Source organism: Campylobacter sp. US25a, assembly GCF_004379075.1.
GTDB classification, from domain to species: Bacteria; Campylobacterota; Campylobacteria; order Campylobacterales; family Campylobacteraceae; genus Campylobacter_D; species Campylobacter_D jejuni.
Genome location: NZ_RYYM01000010.1, coordinates 12257 through 34162 on the forward strand (window position 1 = coordinate 12257; position 21906 = coordinate 34162).

Sequence of the window (21906 nt, forward strand, 5' to 3'; positions counted from 1 at the left end):
CTTAGATAAAGCATTAAGCAAAAGAGAGGTTTTTATGCAAATACCTTTTCATAAGCTTTTTGGGTTGTTTTTTCAAGGCTTACAATTTCATAAGCATCTTTATCTTTTAAAACTTCTTTAGTGAGCAAATGATTTAAATGATGACTCCCAGCATATGAAGTATAATCTCCAAAAACACGATATCCAAGTAAGGTTAAATCTCCAATTGCATCTAAAATTTTATGTCTTACAAACTCATCTTTGAAACGCAAACCCTCAGGATTTAAAATACGATTTTCATCTACCACTATAGTATTTTCTAAACTTCCACCTAGTGCTAAATTCATACTCCTAAGGGCTTGAACATCTTTTAAAAAACCAAAAGTTCTAGCTCTTGCTATGTTTTCTATATAATTTTTTTTGCTGAATTCAAAATTGTAACTTTGTTCACCTATAACAGCATTGTCAAATTTAATCGTATAGTTAATACGGGGTTCTTTAGTAGGAGTTAAACGCACAAATTTATTACCATCTCTTACTTCTATAGGCTTTTTAATTACCATAATTTTTTTAGGCGCATCAAGTTCTTTTACCCCTGCTTCATCAAGCATCATACAAAAACTAATACTTGATCCATCCATAACAGGAGCTTCATTTGCATTTAAAACTATGCGTACATTATCGATTCCATAAGCATTAATCGCACTCATTAAATGCTCTATTGTAGAAATAAACCCCCTTTCATCTCCTAAAACAGTTGCCATTTGAGTATTGATCACATTTTCAGGACTTGCCTTATAACTTGCATTAAGATCACTTCTAAAAAATACTATACCACTATTTGCTTCTAAAGGCTCTAAAATAATTTCTATAGGTTCGCCCTTATGAAGTCCTATACCTACGCCTTTGACAGTTTTTGCTAAAGTTAATTGTTTCATTAATTTTTTCCTAAAATTATCTTTTTACCATCATTTAAAACATTGTAAATATTATTTTCTATCCATTTTTTATCTTGCCATTGTTCAGGACGCGTTTCAACTCCTTGAACCAAAACTCCAAAATGCAAATGATCGCCTAAGGCTAACCCACTTGTTCCTGTTTTGCCTATAATGCTTTGTTTATTAATCATTTCATCTAAATCAACATTTTTAGAAGAACAGTGCCCATAAAGACTATATACTCCAAAACCATGATAAACAATTAAATTTAAACCATAAATTCCATTTTCAGCAGCAAAAACAACCTTGCCTGCGTTATTACTTATGATAGGAGCTTGTGCTACGCTTGCTAGATCAAGCCCCATATGATAAGAATCACTCACAAATTGCCCATTATAAGAATAATACCTATGATCAGCAAAATCCGCTACTTTCATACCATTTTTAAGAGGTAAAAATAAACTCAAATCAAAATTATCAATTTTTTCCTCAGGTACTTTTGAAGTGATTTCATGGATAAGTTCTTCATTACTATTTCTTAAAGTTTCATTGACAAACTTAAATTTTTCATAACGATTGAGATTATTATCTTTTGGAGCGTATTGATTGGCTAAATTCTCAATCTTTCCATCTAAAAATTTATCCGTTAGATTGATATTTGAAACACGATATTTACGATTAACAAAATAATACCTTATACGTTCTTTTGAAATATTTCCCGCTTTATCCGTAGCGATAACAAATGCGCGAAATTCCTCATCCCTTGCATCCCAAGCAATCAAAGCCGCATAATACCCTTCTTTTACATAAGGTGTAACTTTAAAGATTTTACCTTTATTTGTTTCTATATACACCTTATCTAAATTAGCATCATCGGCCTTAAAAACAACTGCCCCAGCACCGCCTTGCTCGATTTGGTAAGAATTGCTTATGATATTGATTTTTGGAGCCGTATTATCTACTAATACCGCAATTTGTTTTCTTGCTTCATTGCCACTAAAAAAATTCCAAAAACTAGAATCTTTAGCTATCACCTCCAAAACAAAAGATTTTACATTTTCTTTGTAACCAAATTTTGGCAAAGCAACTTGTAAGGTAATATCTTTTAAATTAGAAATCTTTTCATCTGCTATAACCATTGCACTAGTATTGTCGTCTTTATGCAATATAATTTGTACATTTTTGATAGAACTTTCATCATCTTTAACATGCACTAAAATAGGTTTTTTAAGATCAGTATATACAACATCTGGCATTAAAATTTGAGGAGGATTTTTTTCAAAAATACTTAATCTTGAAATAAAAAAAATCAAAATTGCTATTAAAATTAAAATTAAAACAGATAAATAAGTTTTGCCTTTTCTTTTTGCCATAACCTTCCTTAAAAATTTTCAATGTTTTTGTTGTTTTTAGTATAAATTCTATTATATTTTCAGTAAATATCTAGCAAATTTATAAAATTTCTCTTAGAGTATTAGCCTGTTTCATCCATTCTCTTAATTCATCATTTTTGTCTAATTGTATCATTTGTTTACATCTCTCTAATTCTTGTTGAAAAAAATCAATAGAACTTAATAAGTTATCTTTATTTTGTAAAAAAATACTTTCCCACATTTGTGGCGACGATTTGGCAATTCTGCTCATACCTTTAAAAGATCCTCCAGCTAAATGAACAATATTTCTTTTATCCTCTTCTTTCATTACAAAATTTGCCAAAGAAAAACTTATAACATGAGGCAAATGAGAAATAATAGCAGCATGATGATCATGGGCTTTACTATCCATAAAAACAATTTTCATCCCTAAATGAGAAAAAATTTCTACCGCTCTTTTTTGATGCAAGTCATCAGCTATTTCACTATCACAAAGAACACAAACTGCATCTTTATAAAGCTCTTTAAAAGCCGCTTTTGGACCTGAATTTTCAGTTCCTGTCATAGGATGAGCAAAAAGAGTTTGTTTGATTAAATTCTTAGGCAAACTTTCTATAATTTTTCTTTTTGTACTTCCAAGCTCTATAATTGTTACATTAGAAGGCAAATCAACTAACTTTTGCAAAATTTCTATAATAGCATTAACAGGAGTTGCGACAAAAATCATATCACATAAAGCTAAATCTTTAAATTCTATAAGCTCATGAATAAGACCTAATTGCAGAGCATCTTTTTCATTTTCTTTGCTTAAATCCATACCATAAACACAAGAAATAAGCTTATTTTCTTTCAAACAAAGCCCTAAAGATCCACCCATAAGCCCAAGCCCTATAATTGCTATTTTCATACTTTCTACCTTAGTTTTTTTGTTAAATTTTTTTTGCTATTATACAGCTTTTAATAAAGCTTTAGGTAAAAAATCAATGAAAAAACATCTTATTAGTATTTGTGCTTTAGTTGCTATAGCCAATGCAGCAACCATTAAGGATATTAAATTTATCGGATTAAACCACTTATCAAATACAAGTGCCATAAATATTACAGGGCTTAAAATAGGAGAAGAAATAGATCCTGTAAAAATTAATACTGCTATTCTTAATCTTTATAAACAAAATTATTTTGAAAATATCGCAGTAGATAATAACAATGGAATTTTGGAAATTATAGTTACTGAAAAACCAACTATAGCAAAGGTTACTATCACAGGTATAGCTTCAAATGATAGAAAACAAGTTGAAAGTATTTTAGGGATTAAAAGAGGTACACTACTTGATGAAGGAAGTATAAAAGAAGCTATTGAACGCATTAAAGCTTATTATGAAGCAAAAAGTTATTTTGATACTATTGTAGAATACAAAAAAAAGACTTTAGAAAATACCGATGGATTAGAGCTTGAATTTATAGTAAATCGTGGTGAAAATATCATTATTGATAATGTTCATTTAAGTGGAGCAAAGAAATTTTCATATTCTGATATAGAACCTTCAATTGTCAATAAAGAAAAAGAATTTATGGGATGGATGTGGGGACGCAATGATGGAAAATTAAAAGTTTTTGAACTTAGTAACGATAGTTCAAGAATTGCTGATGAGTACATGAAAAAAGGATATTTAGACGTTCAAGTATCTCCTCCTTATCTTAAAACCTACACAGATACTTATCAAGCAAATTTGACTTATTTTATCAAAGAAGGAAAGCCTTATAAAATTAAAAGTATAAACATAGAAAATCCTTTATTTGATGATAAACAAAATGCACAAACCGTAAAAGATTTAAGATCAAGCGCTGGCAAAACTATCAATATTGAAGACATTAGAAAAGATGTTAAAACCATAGAAACACAAAGTGCTGATTTAGGTTATGCGTTTGTAGAAGTCTATCCTGATATTCAAAAAAATGATCAAACTCAAGAAGCTACCGTTGTATTTAAAGTAATCCCTCACGATAAAGTTTATATAAGAAATGTTATTATTTCAGGAAATTCACGCACTGTAGATCGCGTCATACGCCGAGAATTATATATAACAGAAGGTAATTTATACAATAGAACAGACTTAAGCGAGTCAAAAAATGCTTTAAAAAGAACTTCTTATTTTGACGATGTAAATATCAAAGAAGAAAAAGTTGATGATACACATATTGATTTGATTGTTGATGTTAAAGAAGCTTCTACAGGAGCTATTTCTGGAGGCATTGGCTATGGATCAAGCGATGGTATTTTACTTAATGCTTCTTTATCAGATACAAATATCTTTGGTTCAGGGATAAAAAGCTCTGTAAGCGTAGATAAAAGCGATGATACCTTATCAGGAAGGATTAGTCTCATAAATCCACGCGTTCTTGATAGTCAATATAGCCTAGGTGGAACACTTTATTCAAATGACTATGAATGGGATAATTATTCAGAAAAAAATTACGGCTTTGATATAACAGTTGGACGCCAATTTGCAAGATACTATAATGTAAGCTTAACTTATAATCTTGAACAAAGCGATATTTATCACTTAAGTCCAACTCTTTTAAGAACAGGATATGAACTTGGCAAAAGTATTAAAAGCTCTATAACTCCAGCAATCACCTTTAACAATACAGATGATTATTATCTGCCACGATCAGGTATCATTGCTTCAACTAGTTTAGAATACGCTGGACTTGGCGGAGATCAAGAATTTATTTCATCAAGCTCTAAATTTAACTTTTATCAAGGTTTGCAAGACTATATAGGATATGATCTTATTTATCGCTACAAAGCAAGCTTTTATAAAGTATGGAATGAAGGTTATTTACCAATTAACCAAAGAATTTATTTAGGTGGTATTAGATCGATACGCGGTTTTGAAAGCAGAACGGTAAGTCCTAAAAACCAATGGGGAGATGAAGTGGGAGGAACCATAGCTTTTGCCAATTCCGTAGAACTTAGTTTTCCTTTGATTGATAGAATTAAACTTCGTGGTAGCGTGTTTTTTGATTATGGTATGATAGGACGCAAAAATTTAGATGAAATAAAAAGAATGAGTACAGGTATAGGCATTGAATGGATTACACCAATTGGACCTTTACAACTTGTATTTGCCAAACCTCTTAATGATAAAAAAGGTGATGATACTAACAGTTTTGAATTTAATCTTGGAACACGCTTTTAATGAAAGAATTTTTAGATGCTTGCTTGAATGCAAATTTGCAAATACGCAAGTATCTAAACAATATCCCACAAAATGATCTTAAACTTTGCTCTAAATTAGGCTATGATGAAAATCAAGGCTATGAGCTTGACTTAAAATGTGAACAAATTTTCATAAAATATCTTAGTTGTTTTGGGCAAATTTTTTCTGAAGAAAGTGGCTTGATCGGGAAAGATAACCCAAAACAAATGATTCTTGATCCTTTGGATGGAAGTTCAAATTTTGTTTCTAAAATACCATTTTATGGAACTTCTATAGCTCTCATAGAAAAAGATCAGGCAAAAAGCGCTTTTGTTTGCAATCTTGTCAGTCAAGAAATTTTTGCTTTTAATAACAATCAAGCTTTTAAATCTAATCTTTCCGATCCAAAATACTCACCCTTAACACCTAATCTATTTTCTAAAATAGGTATAGTTGAAAAAATTTCACTTTATCCAGAACTTCTCGATTTTTTAACAAAAAATCAATTAAAATTTCGCTCTTTGGGCGCAACAGCCTTAAGTCTCGCTTATGCTTCGTATTTTAGTTTTGTATTAATTCTTGGAAAAACACGAATTTTTGATACAGTAGCTGCTTTAACAATTCATCAAAATTTATATATAGAAAAAAATGAAAATTTCCTTCTCCTAAGCCAAGACAAGAAAATTTTTGATATAATCTTAGAATTTTTAAAAAATAATTAGGTGAATATATGAATTTTGCAGATATTTTTTCAAAAATAAGAAGACAACAACCTAGTGTTAAAGAAGCTCCAAATCACTGGATAAAATGCCAAAGTTGTCATGCTTTGATGTATTATAAAGAAATAGAATCTTGTTTTAATGTTTGCCCTAAATGTAATTATCACATGAGAATTTCAGCTGATGAACGTATTAAACTTTTAAGCGATGAAGGCAGTTTTATTGAGTATGATGCAAATTTAGAGGCTATAGATCCTTTAAAATTTGTTGATAGCAAATCCTATAAAAAACGCCTTAGCGAAGGTGAAAGTAAAACAGGTAGAAAAAGTTCTGTTATTAGTGGAGAATGTGAAATCAATGGTTTAAAAACCCAACTTGTTGTATTTGATTTTTCTTTTATGGGTGGATCTTTAGGTTCTGTTGAAGGAGAAAAAATCGTTAGAGCTGTACAAAGAGCCATCACAAGCAAAACCCCTCTTGTCATCGTAAGTGCAAGCGGTGGAGCTAGAATGCAAGAAAGTACTTATTCTTTGATGCAAATGAGCAAAACTAGCGCCGCACTTAAACTTCTTAGCAAAGAAAAACTTCCTTATATTAGCATTTTGACTGATCCTACTATGGGCGGAGTAAGTGCTTCTTTTGCTTGGCTTGGAGATTTAATCATCGCTGAACCTGAAGCTTTAGTCGGTTTTGCTGGTGCAAGAGTTATTAAACAAACTATAGGAGCAGATTTACCTGAAGGCTTTCAAAAAGCAGAGTTCTTGTTAGAACATGGACTTATAGATGCCATAGTTGAAAGAGGAGAACAAAAACAATATCTTAGCGATGTGCTAAAATTTTTCAGTGGAAAATAATTTGCAAGTTAATATCTTTTGTATTCAAAAAAGTGATGAATTTAAAACTTGGAGTGAGAAATACTCTAAACTCATCTCCAAATACGCCACTTTAAAAGAAATAAATGTTTTTAATAAAAAAATAGCCTTAGCTCAAAATTTAAATGCCATAGAAGCAAAAAAAAGCTATGAAGAAGCTTTTATGCCTTATAAAAAAGGCTATTGTATCGCTCTTGATGAAAAAGGGAAAGAACTTACAAGTATAGAATTTGCAAAACTCATCCAAGATAAAAATGAATTAAGTTTTTTTATAGGTGGTGCTTATGGTTTAAGAGAAGAATTTAATCAAAGTTTGGATTTTAGACTATCATTAAGCAAACTTACTTTAGCACATCAATTTGTTAAAACCTTACTTTTAGAACAAATTTATCGTGCATTTTGCATCAACAACAATCACCCTTATCACAAATAGAAAGTTTTAAAATGAAAAAAAATGAAATACAAAATTTCAAAAATATTTTAGAAGAAAGAAAAAAAACCATCTTAGAAAATTTGCAAAGCAATTCAAATGAAATCGAAGCTCTTCACAATAGCGTCCCAAGCGATAGTGTAGATTTTTCTATCATAGAAACAGGCTCTCAAATTGACTTTACTATCAGCACCAATCTCAAAGAAGAACTTATAGAAATCGAAAATTCTTTAGATAAAATCAAAAACGGCACTTATGGAATTTGCGAATCTTGCGATGATGAAATCGACTCTCAAAGACTAAAAGTCAAACCTCACGCAAGATATTGTATCACTTGCCGTCAAATTGCAGAACAAGGAAAAAAACATGAAAATTAAACTCTTCTTACTTGCAAGTTTTATTTATATAGCACTTATTTTTGCCTTTGCTTGGCATCTAGAACTAGGAAGCTATACTCTAAATATCAGCACTTATACCTTTGAGCTACCTATTATGATATGGCTTGTTATTCCTTTATTTGTTTATATGATTTTAGCCGTTTTGCACATAGCATTTTATGGATTTTTGCGTTATTTAAAATTTAAGCATTTTTTTAAAGATGCAGCTAAATTTGAAGCTTATACTCAAGATTTACTCCTTGAAAAAGATCTTAAAACCACTTTTCAAACAAAAGAATTTAGAGCTGTGGCACAGCTTTTTAAAACCCTAAAAACACATGAAAAAATTCCACACTCAAATAAAATCAATGAAATTTTAGATCTTATTGATGGTTTAAATAAAAACGAATTTTTTAACCTTAGTAAATTTAAACTCGAAAATAACAATGTTTTATATTTGCAAAATGAAAAAAATCATCTCAAAAACGATGCAAATTATGCCTATAGCAAACTTAAAAACCTTAATGAAATCAAAGATGAATTTGAAGAAATTGCTTTTAATACTCTTATAGAAAAAGCTAGTTATGAACAAATTAAAAATGTAAAAATCCCTAAAAAGCCTTCTGAAGTTCTCACACTTATCAAGCGTTTTAAAGAAGGAAATTTAGAACTTAGTGCAGCAGAATACGAAGTTTTACTTTCACACAATATACTAAGCGAAAAAGACTATCTTAACGCAGCAAAACTAAGTACTAAACTTTTAAATCCTGATGCTATTTTAGGAATTTTTAACAAAATTAAAAATGAAAAAAGCGAAGCTTTAAGAGCACATTTATATCTTTTAGCTGAATTTGGACTTTTAGATGAGTTAAGAGAGCAAATTCACAATGATGATAAGAAATTTAATGATTTTAAGGCCTTTTTAGCCTTGCGTGAAAAAAATATCAAAATCAATCTAAACCAACTCATACAATGATAGATTTTAGCAAAAAACCTTTATTTTTAGCTCCTATGGCAGGTTTTTCAGATCTGCCTTTTCGTAATGTAGTAAAAAAATTTGGTGCTGATATTACCATAAGCGAAATGATAAGTTCTAATGCCTTAGTTTATGAAAGTTCTAAAACTCTACATATGCTAGAAAGAGCTGAATTAGAAAATCCTTATATAGTCCAAATTGCAGGTGGAGATAAAGAAGTGCTAAAAAAAGCAGTGCAAATGCTAAATGAAATGGATTTTGTAGATGGGATTGATTTTAATTGCGGTTGCCCTGTAAATAAAGTTGTTAAACAATGCGCTGGTAGTGCTTTGCTAGAAAAATTAGAGCTTTTTAAAAATCTTGTAGGAGTAATTAAAGAAAACAATAAAAAAAGCCTTACAAGTGTGAAATTTCGACTAGGATTTAATGAAAAATATCCTGAAAAAATGGCTAAAATTTGTGAAAGCTTGGGGGTGGATTTTGTAAGCATCCACGGACGCACAAGAAAACAGCTTTATAGCGGAAAAGCCGATTATGAATCCATTGCCAATGCTAAAGCAAGCGTTAGTATTCCTGTGATTGCAAATGGTGATATTAACGCACAAAATGCTAAAGAAGTTTATAAAATCACAAAATGTGATGGACTTATGATAGGGCGTGCAAGCGTAGGAAATCCTTGGATATTTTATGAAATCAAAAGCGGTAAAAGTGTAGATGAAAAACTCAAAAAAGAAATCATACTCACTCATTTTGATGAAATGATAAAACACTACAAAGATCAAGGCGTAAGTATATTTCGCAAACATTTACACGAGTATTCTAAAGGCTATAAAGACGCTTCAGCCTTTAGAGATGAAGTCAATCGTATCGACAATACAGAAAAAATGCGAAAAAAAATAGAAGAATTTTTTAGTTTAACTTGATTGATTTTTATAATTTAAAAAACCTTAAGCCTTAATATCTATACTTTTTGGTGTAGAATTTAAAGAAAGGATTTTATTAAATTCTCCTGCATCATCATCACTAAATTTCATACCAAAAAGAAGTTCTAATTCTTTACTAGTGCTAAATTTATCTTCTAATAGTTTTTTTACAAGTTCGTTTCTTATATTATCATCTTTGTAAGTTTCTTTGTTTTTACTTTCTGCTTGTATAGGTTTAAAAGGCTTTTCTTTGCCTTCTTCTGAAGTTTCTTTGTTATTTGTATTTTTTAAAGGATTGCTATAATCTACACCTTTTGCCTTTTCTGCTTCTTCTAGTGATTTTACAAACTCATCGTGTCTTTGTTTAAAATCAAGATATTTGATTTTAAATTCTTCTAGGCTCATATTAGAATTAATAAGCTTATTGTATTCATCTCCTAAATTCTCAATAGTTTTTATTAGTTTATCATCTCCTAAATTTTTAGCTCTATTTATATAATTCCATATTGATAAACTATCTCCCATAGGATTGCCCCAGCCATCTTGCTCGTAGGAATATTTTAAGGGATTTTTATTCATAAAGGACAAAAATTCTTTTATTTCATTGTTGTCCGTATCGCTATTAAGTCCAGCTAATTTACCCAGTAAGGTTGTTTGTCCTTTAATTGTGCTAAGATTATTTATAAAAAACGCAATTAAAGCACCACCTTTAGATATTTTGTTATCATGTATTTGATATTTATTAGAACCCAAATCTGCTATATTTTTATCAGCAAGCTTCCAAATGAAAGCATTATCGCTTTGTAATTCTTGCCAATAATTTACCCCATCTTTTTGGGATAGATTTTTTAAATCCTGTTCTTGAAAGCTTTCTCCTAATCCCTTATCTTTAACAAAAGAAGAAAAAGAGTTATAAGCATTTCCTATTGTTTTAGCAATGTCTATTTGAGAGTAAAAAGGTTGTCTTTTAATAAAGTTATTTACAAAATTATTTAAACCATCTGCATAAATCTTATAATCTTTTGGCAAGCCTGCTGCTTCGTTGAAATCACTTGTAAAAAAGCCCTCTTTATCTACGCCATAGCCTAAAATTTTATCTACCGCTTGTGATTTATCACTTACAAGGTTATTATTTGCTATGGCATTAGATGATTTTGTATTTGAAGTAGTATTACTAAAAGTATTTGTGTAATTGCAGCTCGAATAAGAATTTATACCATTAATCATTTTTGCCTTCCTTGTAAATAAAATTTATTAAGATAAATCGGCAAAAATGATTTTTTCTTAAAATATCTACTCATAATTTAAAATATATAATATAAAACCTTCTAACACTCGAAGAAAAAATTCTTACTTAATCTTTTAAAGTCCTTATAATCAAACTTTTAGGCAAATTAAAATGCTCTATAAGTTCTTTCTCTTTTTCTCTCATTTCTCCATTATCATTTTCATGATCAAAACCTAACAAATGAAGCATAGCGTGGATAAAAAGCAAGCTTATTTCTTCTTCATAGCTATGCCCTAACTCTTTAGCCTTCTCTTTTGCCAAATCCACATTGATCACAACAGAACCCAAAGGCAAACTCTCATCGATATTTTCAAGCGGAAAAGAAAGTACATCAGTGGTTTTATCTTGTTTTCTTTGCTCTAAGTTAATTTCTTGCATTTCTTTACTATCCACAAAGACAAGCTCCACATCTTTAGGACTTAAAAAACTTGCTATAGATTCTAAAAAATCACATTTTTCATCACTTAATATCATAAACCTTCCTTAATCAAATGATATAAATTTTCTATTTCTTCATCATCAAAAATCGCACAATTTTTACTGCTATAAAATTGTTTTAGTTTTTTCTCTTCAAACTCAAATCCTAAAGCACATTGAGAATGCGAAGGTAAAAAAGCCCTTAGTAATGTAATGGAATTTTGAATTTTCTCATCACAGGCGAAACAAAAAAAATCTTTATGCAATCTTCCTTCAAATTCCAAAATTTTTAAATAAGCATCAACAATAACACGCTTTGGATTTTGTTTTTCAAACCTTTTCACACACTCATCAAGTAAATCAAAATAAAAACTATCAAGCTCTTCCACATCTTTTAAGTGTCTATATAAAAGACGGATAAATTCTTGCCAAATAAGCATTTTATCCCTTTGCATAATCCATAAAAATCCCAAATGCAATACATCTTTAAGTCTTGGTAAAAAACTAGGATTTTCTTCTAAAGCAAAGTCGATTTTATAGCCGCTTAAAATACTAGAATGTCTAAGTCCATAAAAACGATAAGCCTTAATAAGCATTTTAGGACTTAAAATATAAACGATCAAATCCTCATCTTTAACTTTTTGAGTATGAAGTATAAAGCCTTGCATTAAACAATTTCAATACCATAAGCCCTAAGTATATCAAAAGCGGATTTTTCTAAATTTTCATCAAAACTTGCACTTAAATTTTGGTGTAAAATTATCCTTGCATTAGGCTTAGCACCAAAAGCTAAAATGATATTACAAAACACACAAATATGAGAAACAAGCCCTGCAAAATGAAGTTCTTCATAATCGCTTTTTTGTATGAAATTAGCTAGTTCTAAGCTACCAAAAGTATTTTTATAAAAAATTTTATGAGCTTTTTGTAAAAAAGGTTCAAATTCCTTTGGCATTTGCCAACCCAAACTCTCTTTAATACAATGTTTTACAGGTAAATTTAAACCTTCTTTACTTTGTAGATAATGCTCATCATGCGTATCATAGGTTAAAAGCAAATGCGTGTTATTAAAATCGATTTGATTTAAGGCTTTAAGAATATTTTCTTTGATTTTTAAAGCCTTATCAAAACCTAAACTTCCATCAATAAAATCATTTTGATAATCCACTAAAACAAAAGCTTTTTTCATGCTTTTATGCCTTTTGAAGCCAAAAACTCTCCGTGTGTAAATTGGCAAAAGCGGTTTTTAAACTTGTAAAAAGCTTAGGATGATCTTTTTCTAAATTTGCTAAAAGCTGTTTAGCTTCTTCTCTAGCGTGGGGGAATTTTACATTTTTTTCGCTGAGTTTCATACCAGGACAAAATTCATTTCCTATCACGCTAAGTTCATTTTGTGTAGCATTATCCCTAAGCTGTCTTTCTCGCACAAAAATCAAAGGGCGTATCACAATTACACCGCGTTTGCTTTGATAAATAGGCGCTAAGGTTCTTAAAGCTCCATTATGAATAAAATTCATAAAAAAGCTTTCTGCTGCATCATCTAAATGATGGGCTATAGCAAGCTTGTTAAAACCTTTTTCAAGAGCGTAAGTATATAAAGCTCCACGACGCATTCTCGAAAAATAACTACAAAAACTTGAATTTTCTCTTATGGTATCACCTGAAACTTCATAAATATTTGAATCAAGCACGCTATGTCTAATGCCGTGTTCTTCACAATGTGCATGAAGATGAGAATAATCCTCGCCCATGCCATAACTCAAAGTTACCGCTTCAAGTTCAAATTTAAAAGGAGCATGAGCTTGCATACGATTTAAAAGATGGGCTAAAGCCAAAGAATCTTTCCCGCCGCTAAGCCCTAAAAGAACCCTATCTCCATCTTTAATAAGTCCAAATTTAGCATTAGCTTGTGCAACTTGGCGTATGAGTTTTTTGCTAAGATTTATCATAATTTCTCGCACATTTTAAGCACAAAATTGGCTGAAATTTTAGCTGAATTGATCACAAACTCATCAAAATCAAATTCAGCCTTTTCCCCTGCTTTATCACTCATAGCTCTTAAGATAAAACAAGGCACCTTTAAAGCATCGCAAACCAAAGCCACACTTGCGCCTTCCATTTCACAAGCATCCGCATTGAAAATTTCTCTAATTTTTGCTTTTTTTGCTTCATCGCAAATAAACTCATCACCCGTTGCAATAATACCTGCACGCAGTTTGATATTTAATTCCTTAGCAACTTCTAAAGCAAGATTGTTTAATTTCTCATCGGTTTTGATAAAAATTTCATTACCTGGAACAAAACCCAAAGGATGCCCAAAAGCGGTAATATCAAGATCGTATTGGGCTAATTTTGTTGCATAAAGCAAATCACCAATTTCAAGTTCAGGATTAAAAGCACCCGCAACTCCTGTAAAAAGCAAAGCTTGTGCGCCAAATTTTTCTATCATCACACTAGCACTAAGAGTAGAATTTACCTTGCCGATTTTAGAATACGCTAAAACAAGTTCATGATTTTTATACTTTGCAAAATAATAAGTATTATTAGCGTGTTCTATTTTTGTATAATCTTTAAGTGTTTCAAGCAAAGGAGTGATTTCTTCACTCATGGCTCCTAAAATTGCTATTTTCATCGTATAACCTTTAAAAATTCATCAATATCATTCATATTTGTTAAAGCATAAGTTTCTTTTGAAGTGATTTTTTTATTCAAACCCTTAAGCACACTTGCGCCAAATTCTATGAAATAATCTACTTCATTTTCACATGCCTTAATGCTTTGTTTATAAAGCACAGGAGAGATAAGTTGTGCTTTTAAAAGCTCAAGGGCTTCTTCTTTGCTTGTATAAATTTTGGCATTTGCATTAGAAATTACGGCTTTAAAATTTGGTTTTAACACCTTTTCAAGCTCCACACAAAGCTTAGCTGAAGCATTTTCCAAAAGAGGACAATGACTTGCCACGCTCATATTTAAAAGCATAGCTCTTTTAGCTCCTGCTTCTTTAAATACACTTTCATAACTTGCTAAATCAGGTTTTAAACCTGCTACAACGATTTGTCCATCGCAGTTATAATTTGCAGCGAAAATTTGCTTGTTTTCTTTTTGTGCTTTTTGACAAAGCTCTTCAACCTTTTCATCATCAAGCCCTAAAACAACCATCATACCCGCTTCAACTTTTACACAATCTTCTTGCATAAAAAGCCCTCTTTTATTGACCAAAGAAAGAGCCTCTAAAAAATCAAAAGCACCATTGACAGCTAAGGCTGAAAATTCTCCCAAAGAATGCCCTAAAGCAAATTTCGAACTTAAATCAGGTTTTTTTTCAAGTAAAACACTATAAGCCATTAAGGAATTTAAAACGATGGCGGGTTGAGTAAATTCACTTTGATTGAGTTTTTCGTTTTCTTCAAAAAGCAAATGTTTAAAATCAATCTTACAAAAATCACTTGCGTTTTGAAGGAGTTCTTTGGCTTTTATAGAGTTTTCATAAAAATCTTTTCCCATGCCAAGACTTTGTGAGCCTTGACCTGGAAATATAAACGCGGTCTTCATTAATGACAACCGCAACCGCCACCACCACAGCAACCGCCGCCACCGTGTCCGTGATTATGATCGTGTCCATGTCCGCTTCCACAACCACAACTATGACTTCCTGCGATAATACCTGTAAGAATTTCATCTTCACTTGCAGCTCTAGCATCTACGATATTTAAAGAAAAAAGCAAATCACGACCCGCATAAGGGTGATTATAATCAATTGTCACATCATTTTCACTAATTTCTTTTACAGTTACACGAACAGTTTCGCCATTTTCACCTTCGCCAAAAAGCTCCATACCTACCTTTAAATCAATACCTGCAAATTGCTCTTTTGGTAAAGTTTGAACGGCATTTTCATCGTATTCGCCTAAACCTTTTTCTTTTTTAATTACCACATCAGCATTGCTAGGACAATCAAGCTTCATCACTTCTTCTTCTAAGCTTTCTAAAATCTGACCTTTGCCTAAAATAAAAGAAATAGGTTGAGAATATAAATTTGATTCTAAAACTTCATTTGTATTTGCATCTTTTAACTCATAAAACATTGAAACTACACTATTTTTTTCTATAGCCATTTTATCTCCTTAATTTATTTTCTATTGGGTGAAGCTTTTGCTTCGGGTGAATTTGGATAATTAGTTTTTAAAGCTTTATAAAAACCATTTGCTGTTTTTGTATCACCTGTTTTATCCAATGAAATGGCAGTATGATATAAAAGTTTTGGGAAATAATCCCCTTTTGTACTCAAAGAAGAACTTTTTTTATAATAAACAATAGCATTGTTATAATTTTTTTGTTTATACTCGATCTCCCCTAACCAAAAATTTGCTCTTGCGGGTTTATACTGCTTTGTTATGAGAAAATTTAATTTTGCTTTGGAATCTTCAAAAGCATTTTTATCAACATCTTTTATCGCTAATTCTAAAATTTCATTATTTTTTTTCTTTTTCCAAGATTCATCAATTTGTTTTACTTTATCATCTTGGGTATTTTGAGTATTATTGTTTTCAATGGTACTGTTTGAATCTGTAGTTGAAACAACAACACTAGGTGTAGTAGCTTTAACGCTTAAATTTGCATCATTTAATTCGTTTTTAGAAACATAATTTGCATTAATAGCATCTACTAAAGAACTAAGTTCGGCTAAAACTTTTTTTACTTGCTTATTATTAGCTTCTTGAATTTTTCTACTTTCTTCAACATAAGCTTTTAATTTTTGAATTTCACTAGTAAAATTATTTTCAATATTTTGATTATTCTCTTCAACTTGACTTAATCTAGAATTTGATTTAGCATATTGAGAATTTATACCTTCTAAAGTGCTTTGTAAACCCTCGATTCTTTCGTTAATTTCATTAATTCTAGCATTTGTTTGTATATTTTCATTATTTAAATTATCTAACTTTTCTTTAAATAATTTTTCATTTGAAGTTAAACCATAAGAAGAATTGCTTGTTATATCTCCTGCACCAAAAGCTGAGCTTTCTGCATAAAGTAAAGTAGCTCCAAGAAGAGCTACTGTGAATATTTTTTTCATTAATTATCTTGATAATTTAAATTCAGCACGTCTGTTTTGCGCATCGCAAGCTTTAGTTTTTTCAGTGCACACAGGATTTGTTTCTCCATAGCTTTTAACAGCAATTCTATCAGCATTTACACCTTTAGCGATTAAAGCTTCTTTTACAGCTTTTGCTCTTTTTAAACCTAGAGCTTGGTTATATTCATCAGTTCCCCACTCATCGCAGTTTCCTTCAACAGTAATACTTACACCGCTTACTTCAGTGTTAAAGATATTAGCATTCGTGCTTACAACATTTTGCATATCAGGACGAATGTTGAATTTATCAAAATCAAAATATACTTTATTTAAAGTATCATTAAGTTGAGAAATTTTTGAATCAATATCCCAACCATCACTTCCACCTGAACCACGATTTGAATCAACACTACTATCACCGCTTACGCTAGTGCTTTTTGTGCTACAACCACTAATAACAACTGCAAGAGCTGCAATTGAAGTAAAAAGAATTTTTTTCATTTATGACCTTTCAAAGTTAATAAATTCTTACTATTATATCTAATTTTTAATTAATTTTAACCTAAAATTGAAATTTTTACCAATCAATTGATTGAATTTTTCCAACCCTAAGAGGAAAATAAAAAGTCTTATTTGCATTTACACGAATAACACCTAAAGCACTTTGCGCACCTAAATATTTGATAAATACTATACTTCCACCGTCACTAGAAAATCTTGGAAATAAATTTTTTCCATTTGCTGTAAGTTGACGAATATAATCACTATTAATTGACATCAAATAAATATTAAAAACACCTGCTTGATTTGGTTCACGACTTGAATAAACCAAAAAATCTTTATAAGTCGAAACAGCCGAATTGTTTCTACCATGAAAAACAACTTGTTCAGCACTATTACTATTTAAATCTTGCATAAAAATATTAGGATATCCTAAACGGTCGCTTACAAATACCACTTTATTATCATCTGAGCCAATAAAATTTCCATTAACATCAATACCAGAATAATTAGTTAATTGTGTTAGATTTTTGGTATTTAAGTCATATAAATAAACATCAGGCTGATCTTTTGGAGCCATGGTAACAAGTAGTTTACTTCCATCTACACTCACATCACTTGCTACAACCATGCCACCACTTGATAAAATTTTACTAGCTTTATTGGTATTTAAATCATAACGGTATAAAGTTGGCTTATCATGATCATAAGCTGTATAATAAAATAGAGTTTGTTCTTTATTTCCCCATTTTGGAAATAAATTAAGCCCACCATCAACAATAACTTTTTGATAAGTTAAAGTATAATCAGCCATAATAATTTGACTTTTTTTAGAGCTAGAATTTCTCGCGATCAAAATTTTATGATCCATCCAATCAACAGGTGCAAGTCCTAATGCATTTACAGAAGCTTTGACGCTTTTATGTGCCAAAAATGGATATTGCTCTAAACCATTTAAAGTATAAGTTTGCTCTGACTTATCAGAACCGCCAGCTTTTATTTTTACATTTAAACTCAAAGTGTTACCATTTTTATTTAAAGCGTATTCAAAAGTATAATTACTTGTCTCAGTTGCATTAGCAACAACTTCAAAGTTTGAACTTACTTTCAAATCGTTCACAATGATATTATAAAAGCTTTTCTTTAAATTCTCATCACTTAAATTTGAATTATCTTTAACGATAATCTTTGGTAAAACTACACCAGAATTAACAACATCAATCACTGGATCTTCTGCCCAAAGACTTCCTAAAAAGACTAAAAAAATTGCTACAATTTTTTTCATTTTTTTCTCCTAATCATTTTTAACTTTTGCTTCATCTCTTAAATTCATGGTAATGCTTATATTTTTATTTTGCGGAGGATAAGTAATAAATTTACCTTTTTGACTTTCTAAAAATTCAGCCACTTTAGCATCATATAAAGGATTCCCACTTTTTTCAACTGAAGTATAGCCAAATTTTCCATTTTCATCAATAAAAATTTTTACCTTAACAGAAATTTTTTCACTATTTGGATAATACTGAGTCCATCTTTGAGTGATAATACGCACAACTTTCCCTAAAAATTCATCATAAATTCCAATCTTTTGCGCCTTTGTGCTTTCTCCTTGCGTTGAACTTTCTTCTTGAAGTAAACTATCATTAAGTTGTTTTACAAGTTCGGAAGCTTGAGGTTTTGGAGCACTAGAAATTCCTGATTTAGCACTTGATTGAATTTTTGTAGTCTTTTCTTCTTGTATTTCTTTAATATTTCCAAAAAGCTCATTAAAATTACTTGCCTTTTGGTCAATATCTTCAGTTTTAACTGTTTTATTTGTAGTCTGAGCAAAAAGTTTTTCTATATCAATTTGCTCTGTTGGTTTTTGTATTTCTTTAGGAGTGTTGCTTTGAGTAATAACTTGTTTTGATGGTTCAGCAAGTTCAATATCTACAAAACTATCTTTTATATCGGTATATTGTATAGCAGATTCAATCTCGCTTACAAGTCTAAAAAAAACAAGAATTACTATACTAATATATATTACTAAAGCAAGTAAAAACGAATTTAAATTACTCAAACCATAATTTTTCATGATTATTCAGTCTGTAAAGCAACTTTATTAAATCCTAAATTTTTTACACTTCTTAAGACTAAAATAACATCGTCATATTTTAAGCTTTTATCAGCGCGTATAAAAACTGGATCTTCGGTATTAAATTGTGCTTTTCTTTGAGCAAGATTGTCAGCAAAACTTATAAAATCGTATTTTTCTTGATTTAAAAAAATTTCTTTTTTTGCATTAATACTAATAATTAAACTCTTAACAGTTGGAGCGCTAGTATTTTTTTGACTACCTTGTGGAAGATTAATTTTTTCTTCATAAGTAATGCTTGGAGCTGTTACCATTAAAATCGCAAGCAATACAAGCATAATATCCACTAAAGGTGTGATATTAAGTTCAGGTTTTTCATCATCAAATGGCATTTTTAACCTTATTTACTCGAACTTATAACTTTAATCTCGCTATCAATAATGCTTAAAAGTTCGAAAGCTTTTCTTTTAATGATGAGATGAAATGTATAAGCAGGAATTGCCACTAAAATACCGCAACCTGTAGCAACTAAAGCCTCGCTGATTTTAGGAGCTATGATACTTAAAGAATTTTGAGTTCCAAGCCCACCAAAAGTTTCAAGTATAGAAATAACTGTCCCAAAAAGACCTATAAAAGGTGAAGTTGAAGCAATAATACTAAGCCAAGTAAGTCCAGCAGAAGCGCGACGACTTGCTAAATTTTTATAGATTTCTAAATGATTTGAAGTTGTATCATTGCATTTTCTTAAAATCGAATCAGTACGACTTAAATCCTTCTCACCCAAGAGCAAAGTTTCTAAACTTTCTTTTTCCTTATTTCTCCATGTAGCCAAATAAGTCAATCTAGCAAACAAAATACTAAACGCTAAAATAAAATATAAAGAAAGCCATAATAAAACTATATAAGTAATAATACTTGAACTATTGAAAAAATGAAATATAGCTTCAAAATTCATTAATGCATCCTTGCATTATCAAGTTTTGAAAAAGTTGCCGCTAAAGCTGCATTATCAGAACTCATAGATTTGATCAAATCTTTTGCTTGAGCAAGATTTTTTTCAATCTCACTTTCATCACTTCCGCAAACCCAAACCGCACCCTTTGCTAGCACGCAAATCTTATCTTCATCTACCTTTGCATGCCCAGCATCAATAGCAATTAATTCATGATTTAAATCAGCTTTTTCAATATCAATTACTCCAGATTTTAAAGAAGAAACCAAAGCAGCATGTCCTTTAAGCACGCCAAATTCTCCTTCACTACCCGGTAAAGTAACAGATTTTACTTCTCCTTGATAGATTACACCCAAAGGCGTAACTATCTCGAAATTAATCAAATCGTTCATAAATTAACCTTTTAATTTATCCGCTTTTGCAATAGCTTCATCTATATTTCCAACCATATAGAAAGCATTTTCTGGTAAATGATCATATTTACCTTCTAAAATTCCCTTAAATCCTGCTATTGTATCTTCAAGGCTTATATATTTTCCTGGGCTACCTGTGAAAACTTCTGCAACGAAAAATGGTTGTGATAAGAATTTTTCAATCTTTCTCGCTCTTTCAACTACAAGTTTATCCTCTTCGCTAAGCTCATCCATACCTAAAATGGCGATGATATCTTGTAAATCTTTGTATTTTTGAAGCACTGATTGAACACCACGAGCAACTTTATAATGTTCTTCTCCAATGATATTTGGGTCAAGCATTCTTGAAGTTGAGTCAAGTGGGTCAACTGCAGGATAAATACCCTTTTCAGCAATAGCTCTATTTAAAACCGTTGTAGCATCTAAGTGAGCAAAAACAGTTGCTGGAGCTGGGTCGGTTAAGTCATCAGCTGGAACGTAAACAGCTTGAACTGAAGTGATTGAGCCTTTTTTAGTTGAAGTAATTCTTTCTTGGAATTTACCCATTTCACTTGCTAAGGTTGGTTGATAACCCACAGCTGATGGAATTCTTCCTAAAAGTGCTGACATTTCAGAACCTGATTGTGAAAATCTAAAGATATTATCAATAAACATAAGCACATCAAGACCCATTTCATCTCTAAAATACTCAGCCATTGTTAAACCTGTTAAAGCAATACGATTTCTTGCCCCTGGTGGTTCATTCATTTGCCCATAACATAGAGCAACTTTGTCTAAAACATTGCTTTCTTTCATTTCATTATAAAGATCATTTCCTTCACGAGTTCTCTCACCCACACCTGCAAATACAGAATAGCCGCTATGCTTAAATGCAACATTGTGAATAAGCTCCATAATAATAACAGTCTTACCAACACCTGCACCGCCAAAAAGACCTACTTTACCACCTTTTGCATAAGGAGCAAGTAAATCCACAACTTTAATCCCTGTTTCAAAAATCTCACTTTTTGTGCTTTGATCTTCAAAAGCTGGTGGATCTCTATGAATCGCCCATTTTTTATCAAAAGAAATTTCTTCACCTTCATCGATCAAATCTCCAGTAACATTGAAAATTCTTCCTAAAACTTTCTCACCAACAGGAACACTAATAGGAGCACCTAAAGCCTCAGCTTTTAAGCCCCTTACCAAACCATCTGTCATATCCATAGCAATAGTTCTAACTCTATTATCTCCTAAATGAGCTGCTACTTCTAAAACAAGTTTATGTTTTTTTCCTTCGCTTTCAAAATTTACAACAATTGCTTCATTAATTTGAGGTAAATAGTCGTTAAAATCTACATCAACAACCGGACCTAATACCTGTGAAATAAATCCTTGCATTATTTATCTTCTCC

General features: G+C 30.9%; 26 protein-coding genes. 7 read left to right on the forward strand and 19 right to left on the reverse strand.

All coding sequences use genetic code 11. The features are described 5' to 3' along the window. Window positions 1–32 precede the first annotated feature (32 nt). The 3 genes from lpxC to ELQ12_RS07455 form a co-directional block, all read right to left on the reverse strand. On the reverse strand, window positions 33–917 hold the full coding sequence (lpxC, locus tag ELQ12_RS07445) for a UDP-3-O-acyl-N-acetylglucosamine deacetylase (protein ID WP_070210199.1): 885 nt from the start codon (window positions 915–917) through the stop codon (window positions 33–35). Further along, complete coding sequence (locus ELQ12_RS07450) at window positions 917–2290, reverse strand: M23 family metallopeptidase (RefSeq protein ID WP_070261568.1); 1374 nt, start codon at window positions 2288–2290, stop codon at window positions 917–919. Before ELQ12_RS07450 ends, lpxC begins: the two co-directional genes overlap by 1 nt. Window positions 2291–2369: 79 nt before the next feature. After that, window positions 2370–3197, reverse strand: coding sequence for a prephenate dehydrogenase (locus tag ELQ12_RS07455; protein ID WP_002864662.1), 828 nt, complete (start codon window positions 3195–3197; stop codon window positions 2370–2372). A gap of 76 nt (window positions 3198–3273) precedes the next feature. Here ELQ12_RS07455 and bamA point away from each other — a divergent pair, with 76 nt between their 5' ends. Genes bamA through ELQ12_RS07490 form a run of 7 tightly spaced genes read left to right on the forward strand, consistent with a single transcriptional unit; the run spans window position 3274 to window position 9790 of the window. Then, window positions 3274–5493, forward strand: a complete 2220-nt coding sequence (gene bamA / locus ELQ12_RS07460) for an outer membrane protein assembly factor BamA (protein ID WP_126210484.1) — start codon at window positions 3274–3276, stop codon at window positions 5491–5493. Continuing rightward, window positions 5493–6215: an inositol monophosphatase family protein gene (locus ELQ12_RS07465; RefSeq protein WP_002860954.1), complete on the forward strand. Its 723-nt coding sequence runs from the start codon at window positions 5493–5495 to the stop codon at window positions 6213–6215. The genes bamA and ELQ12_RS07465 overlap by 1 nt, the downstream gene beginning before the upstream one ends. Window positions 6216–6223: 8 nt before the next feature. After that, the gene (gene accD, locus ELQ12_RS07470) at window positions 6224–7066 is read left to right on the forward strand and encodes an acetyl-CoA carboxylase, carboxyltransferase subunit beta (RefSeq protein WP_070276142.1); all 843 of its coding nucleotides are present in this window, start codon (window positions 6224–6226) and stop codon (window positions 7064–7066) included. Between the two features lies 1 nt (window position 7067). Beyond that, window positions 7068–7517, forward strand: coding sequence for a 23S rRNA (pseudouridine(1915)-N(3))-methyltransferase RlmH (locus tag ELQ12_RS07475; protein WP_002870404.1), 450 nt, complete (start codon window positions 7068–7070; stop codon window positions 7515–7517). Window positions 7518–7528: 11 nt separating this feature from the next. Beyond that, window positions 7529–7891 (forward strand): molecular chaperone DnaK suppressor DksA, encoded by a 363-nt coding sequence (gene dksA, locus ELQ12_RS07480; RefSeq protein ID WP_002870403.1) that lies wholly within the window; start codon window positions 7529–7531, stop codon window positions 7889–7891. Next, window positions 7881–8867, forward strand: coding sequence for a hypothetical protein (locus ELQ12_RS07485; RefSeq protein WP_002877207.1), 987 nt, complete (start codon window positions 7881–7883; stop codon window positions 8865–8867). The genes dksA and ELQ12_RS07485 overlap by 11 nt, the downstream gene beginning before the upstream one ends. Next, complete coding sequence (locus tag ELQ12_RS07490; protein ID WP_070233945.1) at window positions 8864–9790, forward strand: tRNA-dihydrouridine synthase; 927 nt, start codon at window positions 8864–8866, stop codon at window positions 9788–9790. Before ELQ12_RS07485 ends, ELQ12_RS07490 begins: the two co-directional genes overlap by 4 nt. A gap of 24 nt (window positions 9791–9814) precedes the next feature. Here ELQ12_RS07490 and ELQ12_RS07495 read toward each other — a convergent pair whose 3' ends face one another. From ELQ12_RS07495 to atpD, 16 genes are all read right to left on the reverse strand, one after another. Beyond that, a complete protein-coding gene (locus tag ELQ12_RS07495; RefSeq protein WP_134264678.1) occupies window positions 9815–11017 on the reverse strand; it encodes a hypothetical protein in 1203 nt (400 codons plus the stop codon). Window positions 11018–11144: 127 nt separating this feature from the next. After that, entirely contained in the window at window positions 11145–11552 is a 408-nt protein-coding gene (gene ybeY / locus ELQ12_RS07500; protein ID WP_002871111.1) for an rRNA maturation RNase YbeY, read from the reverse strand. Continuing rightward, complete coding sequence (gene recO, locus ELQ12_RS07505) at window positions 11549–12163, reverse strand: recombination protein RecO (protein WP_002851895.1); 615 nt, start codon at window positions 12161–12163, stop codon at window positions 11549–11551. Before recO ends, ybeY begins: the two co-directional genes overlap by 4 nt. Then, window positions 12163–12684 carry a cysteine hydrolase family protein gene (locus ELQ12_RS07510; RefSeq protein ID WP_002785057.1) on the reverse strand — a complete coding sequence of 174 codons (522 nt, stop codon included), beginning with the start codon at window positions 12682–12684 and terminating at the stop codon, window positions 12163–12165. The genes recO and ELQ12_RS07510 overlap by 1 nt, the downstream gene beginning before the upstream one ends. A gap of 4 nt (window positions 12685–12688) precedes the next feature. Then, complete coding sequence (locus tag ELQ12_RS07515) at window positions 12689–13444, reverse strand: ATP-binding protein (RefSeq protein ID WP_002871110.1); 756 nt, start codon at window positions 13442–13444, stop codon at window positions 12689–12691. Next, a complete protein-coding gene (pfs, locus tag ELQ12_RS07520) occupies window positions 13441–14127 on the reverse strand; it encodes an aminodeoxyfutalosine nucleosidase (protein WP_002797846.1) in 687 nt (228 codons plus the stop codon). The genes ELQ12_RS07515 and pfs overlap by 4 nt, the downstream gene beginning before the upstream one ends. Next, window positions 14124–14999 (reverse strand): ACP S-malonyltransferase, encoded by an 876-nt coding sequence (locus ELQ12_RS07525; RefSeq protein ID WP_243834136.1) that lies wholly within the window; start codon window positions 14997–14999, stop codon window positions 14124–14126. Before ELQ12_RS07525 ends, pfs begins: the two co-directional genes overlap by 4 nt. Window positions 15000–15046: 47 nt before the next feature. Continuing rightward, on the reverse strand, window positions 15047–15610 hold the full coding sequence (locus ELQ12_RS07530) for a peptidylprolyl isomerase (RefSeq protein WP_070233950.1): 564 nt from the start codon (window positions 15608–15610) through the stop codon (window positions 15047–15049). A gap of 14 nt (window positions 15611–15624) precedes the next feature. Further along, a complete protein-coding gene (locus tag ELQ12_RS07535) occupies window positions 15625–16572 on the reverse strand; it encodes a tetratricopeptide repeat protein (protein WP_052949424.1) in 948 nt (315 codons plus the stop codon). A 3-nt stretch (window positions 16573–16575) separates the two neighbouring features. Beyond that, window positions 16576–17073, reverse strand: coding sequence for a peptidoglycan-associated lipoprotein Pal (pal, locus tag ELQ12_RS07540; RefSeq protein WP_002851617.1), 498 nt, complete (start codon window positions 17071–17073; stop codon window positions 16576–16578). A gap of 76 nt (window positions 17074–17149) precedes the next feature. Then, the gene (gene tolB, locus ELQ12_RS07545; protein ID WP_044779377.1) at window positions 17150–18358 is read right to left on the reverse strand and encodes a Tol-Pal system protein TolB; all 1209 of its coding nucleotides are present in this window, start codon (window positions 18356–18358) and stop codon (window positions 17150–17152) included. A 9-nt stretch (window positions 18359–18367) separates the two neighbouring features. After that, window positions 18368–19147 (reverse strand): TonB C-terminal domain-containing protein, encoded by a 780-nt coding sequence (locus ELQ12_RS07550; RefSeq protein WP_070233952.1) that lies wholly within the window; start codon window positions 19145–19147, stop codon window positions 18368–18370. A gap of 2 nt (window positions 19148–19149) precedes the next feature. Next, a complete protein-coding gene (locus ELQ12_RS07555) occupies window positions 19150–19539 on the reverse strand; it encodes an ExbD/TolR family protein (protein ID WP_002862495.1) in 390 nt (129 codons plus the stop codon). An 8-nt stretch (window positions 19540–19547) separates the two neighbouring features. Then, entirely contained in the window at window positions 19548–20102 is a 555-nt protein-coding gene (locus ELQ12_RS07560) for a MotA/TolQ/ExbB proton channel family protein (protein ID WP_002854361.1), read from the reverse strand. Beyond that, the gene (gene atpC / locus ELQ12_RS07565) at window positions 20102–20491 is read right to left on the reverse strand and encodes an ATP synthase F1 subunit epsilon (protein ID WP_002851752.1); all 390 of its coding nucleotides are present in this window, start codon (window positions 20489–20491) and stop codon (window positions 20102–20104) included. Before atpC ends, ELQ12_RS07560 begins: the two co-directional genes overlap by 1 nt. Before the next feature lie 3 nt (window positions 20492–20494). Next, a complete protein-coding gene (atpD, locus tag ELQ12_RS07570; RefSeq protein ID WP_002852005.1) occupies window positions 20495–21892 on the reverse strand; it encodes a F0F1 ATP synthase subunit beta in 1398 nt (465 codons plus the stop codon). Between the last annotated feature and the right edge of the window lie 14 nt (window positions 21893–21906).